7 protein-coding genes are annotated in these 5,770 nt (G+C 46.4%); 6 read left to right on the top strand and 1 reads right to left on the bottom strand.

Annotated elements, in window-relative coordinates; translation table 11 throughout:
- From QWZ17_RS23460 to QWZ17_RS23450, 3 genes are all read left to right on the top strand, one after another.
- Positions 1 to 789 (top strand): RHS repeat-associated core domain-containing protein (locus QWZ17_RS23460; protein ID WP_290307757.1); only part of this gene is annotated, 789 nt, incomplete at its 5' end.
- Between the two features lie 11 nt (positions 790 to 800).
- Positions 801 to 1,250 carry a hypothetical protein gene (locus tag QWZ17_RS23455; protein ID WP_290307756.1) on the top strand — a complete coding sequence of 150 codons (450 nt, stop codon included), beginning with the start codon at positions 801 to 803 and terminating at the stop codon, positions 1,248 to 1,250.
- 7 nt (positions 1,251 to 1,257) lie between these two features.
- A complete protein-coding gene (locus tag QWZ17_RS23450; RefSeq protein ID WP_290307755.1) occupies positions 1,258 to 1,446 on the top strand; it encodes a hypothetical protein in 189 nt (62 codons plus the stop codon).
- A 39-nt stretch (positions 1,447 to 1,485) separates the two neighbouring features.
- Here the strand turns inward: QWZ17_RS23450 and QWZ17_RS23445 are convergent, their stop codons facing one another.
- Positions 1,486 to 1,848, bottom strand: a complete 363-nt coding sequence (locus QWZ17_RS23445) for a helix-turn-helix domain-containing protein (RefSeq protein ID WP_290307754.1) — start codon at positions 1,846 to 1,848, stop codon at positions 1,486 to 1,488.
- 324 nt (positions 1,849 to 2,172) lie between these two features.
- On the opposite strand from QWZ17_RS23445, the gene QWZ17_RS23440 reads away from it, so the two are divergent.
- Genes QWZ17_RS23440 through QWZ17_RS23430 form a run of 3 tightly spaced genes read left to right on the top strand, consistent with a single transcriptional unit; the run spans position 2,173 to position 5,638 of the window.
- The gene (locus tag QWZ17_RS23440; RefSeq protein WP_290307753.1) at positions 2,173 to 3,795 is read left to right on the top strand and encodes an MTBMA_p00010-related P-loop-containing protein; all 1,623 of its coding nucleotides are present in this window, start codon (positions 2,173 to 2,175) and stop codon (positions 3,793 to 3,795) included.
- 3 nt (positions 3,796 to 3,798) lie between these two features.
- Positions 3,799 to 4,695, top strand: a complete 897-nt coding sequence (locus tag QWZ17_RS23435; RefSeq protein ID WP_290307752.1) for a tyrosine-type recombinase/integrase — start codon at positions 3,799 to 3,801, stop codon at positions 4,693 to 4,695.
- Positions 4,679 to 5,638: a tyrosine-type recombinase/integrase gene (locus tag QWZ17_RS23430; RefSeq protein WP_290307751.1), complete on the top strand. Its 960-nt coding sequence runs from the start codon at positions 4,679 to 4,681 to the stop codon at positions 5,636 to 5,638. The genes QWZ17_RS23435 and QWZ17_RS23430 overlap by 17 nt, the downstream gene beginning before the upstream one ends.
- Positions 5,639 to 5,770: the final 132 nt, after the last annotated feature.

The following is a 5,770-nucleotide window of genomic DNA, read 5'->3' as shown; positions in this document are numbered from 1 at the left end:
GATTATGGCGCAAGGTTCTATGACCCGGTAATTGGGAGGTGGACAACCCCTGATCCGTTAGCGGAAAAGGCAAGACGGTTTAGTCCTTTTGTTTACGGTAACAATAATCCCGTTAGATTTATTGATCCTGACGGTATGGAAGCCGAAGATGGTAATGGAGATGAACCATTTGAAGCTTATCGGGCAATGCAGACAACTCGCGAAATAGGCTTTGGTTTACGTCATCCTTTAATCGCTCTTCAGATTGGAAGCGTTTCACATAATAGTACTAATATCTCCACAGATGCTGCAAGAATCGGGATTAATAGTGGCCTAGATGAAAATGATGCAAAAGAAGGCTCTCAAGTCAATGCCTTGCGACATACCACCTGGCAAGCAACAATAACAAGCCAATTTGGTGCAGGTATTGCGACTCAAATTGGTAATGCACACGAGGATGATCCTAAAGTTGATCTTTCAAAACGAACTTTTACAGGAGATAATGCACTTCACTTGGCCGACCAAAGCATCGATCTTCTGAATAATCAAATCGGAAGACAGGTTGGTGGAGACAACAAAGGTGCATCTATAAAAGATTTGGCGATGAAAGCATTAGATGTTTTTCATACCAAGGGGCTTTTTACAGCAACTATTAACAAAGATGGCTCTGTAACAATATCCAAAACTAAGATTACAGACAAACAGTATAATACTGCTGTTAAAAATCTTCAAAATACTAATGCTGATGGATTTACCCCCGCTCAGCAGGCAAAAAAAGAGGATGAAGAAAGAAATAGAGTTATTAAGTAATCGTAAAATCCATGAAAAAAAGATTATTATACTTATTGCTTTTTACAGCTACCTTATATGCTGGTTGTAGTAATAATAACATAGAACATAATATTGGTAAGAAAATACAAGACGAATGTAAAACAGATAGTTGTACGCTTGTAATGGCGCAGATTGTAAAGTTCAAATGGGATAAGATGTATGTCTTTAATGCACCGGTATCTTTAGAAGTGATTAATCAAGCGCTTGGAGTTAAATATCCTTACTATGTTGAGTTTACACGGCCTATTATCTTCATGAATGGAAGCGAGATAGTTCATTACGAGAACAACAAAAGCAACGTTGAAAGCTTGATAGCGGGGCAGGTTATATTTGATTATCCAGATAGCTTAAAGTATCAAGTTTACACTCCGAAAAAATCGACTTTCAAAGTGATGCAAAAAAAGTTTAACGATGGAGTTTATTACAAATTGTATCAGTAGAAATGCTATGAAAAACCTTATCCTATTCCTACTGCTAATCACGGCCTTTACAGCCAAAGCGCAAACAGCGCAGCAGGACAGCGCCCACCGCGCTTATCACCTGATGCACAAAAAAGACCCCAAACAGCATAATCCCTATGCGTTTGCGGACAGTGCCAAAAGCAAGAAGCCGGCGAAAAAGAAAAAAACAAACTAAATGGAATACCAAGCCGCCCCGAAACGGGCGGCTTTTCTGTTATATCGAGTTAAGCGCGTGGGCTAAAGTGTCTTTCAATCTCTTTTTAGATACCAGTGCATCGAGTATGGAGAAAAAAGCGGACTTCTCCTTTTCTTCAAGCTGATCTACTAAAGCCAGCTTTTCAAAGATGGACTTATCGTAAGAGTTCACCTCTTTAAATATATCATCGGCGTTAACCAGTTCGACCAGTTCAACGCCCAATGCCTGGGCGATCTTTTCAATGGTGGAAAAAGACGGGTCTGTCTTGCCGTTCTCAATGCGCGAAAATTGCGCCTGATCCATTTCCAGGGCCAGCGCCACTTCCTTTTGTGAAAGGTTCTTAGCGGTTCTCGTCTTCTTTATTTGCTCACCAATGTTCATGTAATGCCTAATAGCACATCTAATTTCGCTAATCATGCTTGATTATTCAAGTGACCGTAGCAATGTCGATTGCTGTAGTTGACTAATAAGTCATATATGCTACGATTGACAAAAATACAACACAATAATCAATGATGCTTTTAGATGTAATAAAAATGCTTAACTGCGCGGTTTATTAGCTGTATTCGACTGGTTGGCAGGTTTGCTTACATGATAATAAGTAACAACTTAATTGACCGGAGAGATAAATTACATATCTATATTTGATATATAAGTCAAATATAGATAGCTTTAGCGGTTGTTTAATATGCCATAAAGTTATTGATGCAAAAACCTACTAAGCTTATCACGGATAACCCGGAACTGCTGCTATACATCGACAGCCCCCTGCACGTTACCGTGCTTGGCGGCATCAAGCTAACAGGCTTCGACCGCCTGAAAGTGACATTGAAGATCGTATGCAGCGGCAACGTGCAAGCTGCTTTCCGGCATAACCTCGACCTGTACAACAGTATTCAGACCGAGCAATTGATAGAGAAATCAGCCGAGGCGCTGGACTTGCCAGCCGCCGATATTGCCAAAGCGGTCAGCCGCCTGATCACCGCACTGGAAGCCTACCGCTCGGAGCGGCTCGAAGCCATGAAGCCCAAACAGGCCGAGAAAAAGCAGTTGAACGAGGCAGAGCGGAAAGCGGCTTTACAGTACCTGAAAGCCCCCGGCCTGCTTGGCCGGACACGGCAGGCCATCGCCGCCAGCGGCATTGTCGGTGAGGAAGTGAACAGCCTGATCGCTTACCTGGTCTATACGTCCCGCAAGCGGCACAACCCTTTGCACCTGATGTGCCTGGGGCCATCCGGCACTGGCAAAACATGGTTACAGGAAAGAGTGTCCGAACTGATGCCGGAAGAAGACAAACTGGAAATCACTGTGCTGTCAATGAACGCCTTTTATTACTTCGGCAGGGATGAACTGACACACAAACTACTGCTGATCGAAGACATGGACGGTGCCGACAAAGTGCTGTACCCGTTACGCGAACTGCAAAGCAAGCGCAGGATAACCAAGACGGTTACCTTGAAAGACAGCAAGGGCAACCTGAAAACGGTTACCCTGAACGTTGAGGGGCCGGTGTGTGTCAGCGGGTGTACCACCCGCGAAAAACTGTACGAAGACAATGCCAACCGCTGCATACTGGTTTACACCGATGGCAGCGCCGAGCAGGATAAAAAGATCATGGACTACCAGCGCAGGCTAAGTGCCGGGCTGATCGACCAACTGGCCGAGCGGAGCGTAAGGGAACAGATAAAGAACGTACAGCGTCTGTTACAGCCGGTGAGCGTAAGAAACCCTTACGCCACTTACCTGCGCCTGCCGGATGCGGTCTTTAAACCGCGCCGTACCATGATGCTGTTGTTACTGTTCATCGAAACGATCACGTTCTACCACCAGTACCAGCGGGAAGTTAAAACCGACACAGACACCGGGGAGCAGTATATTGAAAGCACGATAACAGACATTGAGGCAGCGTTTACACTGCTCGATACCACGCTGCTGAAAAAGAGCGACGAGCTGAACAATGCCTGCCGCATGTTCTTTGAGGACTTGAAAACGTGGCTGAAAGGCAATGACACCGATGCCTTTTACAGCAAGGAAGTGCGCCCGGCGTTCCGTATTAGCCCAAGCAGCTTAGGCCGCTACCTGTACGAATTGGAACGCATGGGTTATATCAAGATCGCACGGGGCAGCCGCTATAAAGGCTTTGAATACAAAGTGCAGCGTTGGGACGACCTCGAAAACCTGACCAGCGATGCCCATAGCCTGATGGAAACCATACTGGCCGATATACGCAAAGATACAGCGGGTGACCCGCAAGTAACCCAAGCGCCTGATGGGTTACATAAAGTACAGAAAACCAATACAAAACAGGCAGTGTCCCAAGCCTCATAAATAATGCTCCCCACTTTATCCAATCCTTTATATATCCGGCTACATGCCGGGTTTGCCCAATGGCTTCGCATCCTTAACTTTGAACCTACCAGCCAGCGCGATATGCCCAAAATGCTGACGGCTTTCCTCATCTTCTTAGAGGCAAACGATTGTAATCACCCGCACGAGATCAGCCCGGAACACCTTAAAAGCTACTTCGATCATCTGCACGAACGCCCCAATCAGAAGCAGGGCGGCGCATTGAGTAAGAACTATATCCGCAAGCAATTGCAGGTTATCCGTAAGTTCAGCCGTTACCTGGCTGAAAGCGGGCAGCCCGGCTTTGCGGTGAAAATGCGCATCAAAGGCAAAAGCAGCAATATCAAAAGCATCTTTACCTTACAGGAGATCAGCAGGCTTTACGAAGCTACGGGCGATGATGTGTTGGGGTTGCGGGACAAGGCCATCCTTGCCCTGTACTATGGCTGCGGCCTGCGGAAGAACGAGGGCGCGACCATTCATGTAAAAGATGTGCTGTTGGATAAAGGGCTGGTTTACGTTCGCAAAGGCAAGGGTTATAAGGAACGTTACGTACCATTGGCAGGCAGCAGCAAAACCGACCTCGAAAACTACCTGCACTATGCCCGGCCACACCTCGCCGGTGAGAAAAAGGACGATGCTTTGCTGTTGAGTGTCAACGGTAAAAAATTGAACGGGGCTACCAGTTATGAACGCCTGCAAAAACTGAAAACAAAAGCAGCTATCAGTAAACCCGCCGGGTTGCATACACTTCGGCACAGCATCGCCAGCCACCTGCTACATTCAGGCATGCCGTTGGAACAGATCCAGCGGTTCTTAGGCCACAGCAGTATGGAAAGCACCCAGATCTACACCCACTTGCAGCATGAGCAGAAAATATAAGCCGTCACCCGAAACGGCAATTGCCTTAAAAGCCTTTGAAACCTACCTTCATAACGAGCAATACGGAAACGACTATATCCGGCAAAATAAGAACTACGCGGGTACATTCCTCGAATGGATTACAGACCACAGCCTTACACCTGTACAGGTTACCCATGCAGATATGATGGAGTTTGCCGATCAGATCAGGAACAACGGCAGCAGCATCCGGCTTATCAATCAAACCATGTTGGCCGTGCGTTATTACTATGCCTGGCTGCAGCATGACGGACATGCCACGCACAACCCCGCTGCCGGTATCATCCTGAAAGGCACGATAAGGAATGTGCCACACGATCTGCTGACCAAAACCGAACTGGAAGCCCTTTATGAGCGTTACGAGGTTAAGGATAACCGCACTTACCGCAATAAAGTGATGGTAGGTTTACTGGTTTATCAGGCATTGACACGGGATGAGTTGGAAAGGCTAAGACCTGAACACCTGAAGCTTCGGGAAGGAAAGATCAACGTCCCGGCAGTTGGCAGACAGCTAAGCCGGATATTGGCTTTACAGCCCCATCAGATACTGGAACTACATGAATACCTGTTGGTTGTGCGCCCTGCAATACTGGCCGAGCGAATGAACGAAAGACCGGGGCGCAAACCCGGCCAGTACAAGAATACGCAGGAGATCAGCCGGTTGTTCATCAGCATTAACAGTGTGGAAAGCATGAAAAACAGCTTATTACACCTTAACTATGCCTTGCGGAAACTCAATCCGAAATACAAACATGCCAAGCAGATCAGGCAAAGCGTGATCACCGAATGGCTTAAAGAAAAGAATATCCGAACGGTGCAATACATGGCCGGGCATCGCTATGTAAGTTCAACCGAACGCTACAAAACCACCAACCTGGAAGACCTGAAAGAAGCGCTTAACAAATACCACCCCCTTAGCCTTTGATACACCGGACACACGCCTTGCAAGCCTGAAAATATCCGTTAACTTTACGGGACAAATTGTTCTTTATAAAAAACTTGCATTGAGCGACAAAATCAGGGCTTGTTTGAAATATCGTGGTAGCCCATAAGATTA

Source organism: Mucilaginibacter flavus (assembly GCF_030409315.1).
Classification (GTDB): Bacteria; Bacteroidota; Bacteroidia; order Sphingobacteriales; family Sphingobacteriaceae; genus Mucilaginibacter; species Mucilaginibacter flavus.
Note: the sequence above shows the minus strand (reverse complement) of the source record. Positions and strands in the feature narration are given on the sequence as shown.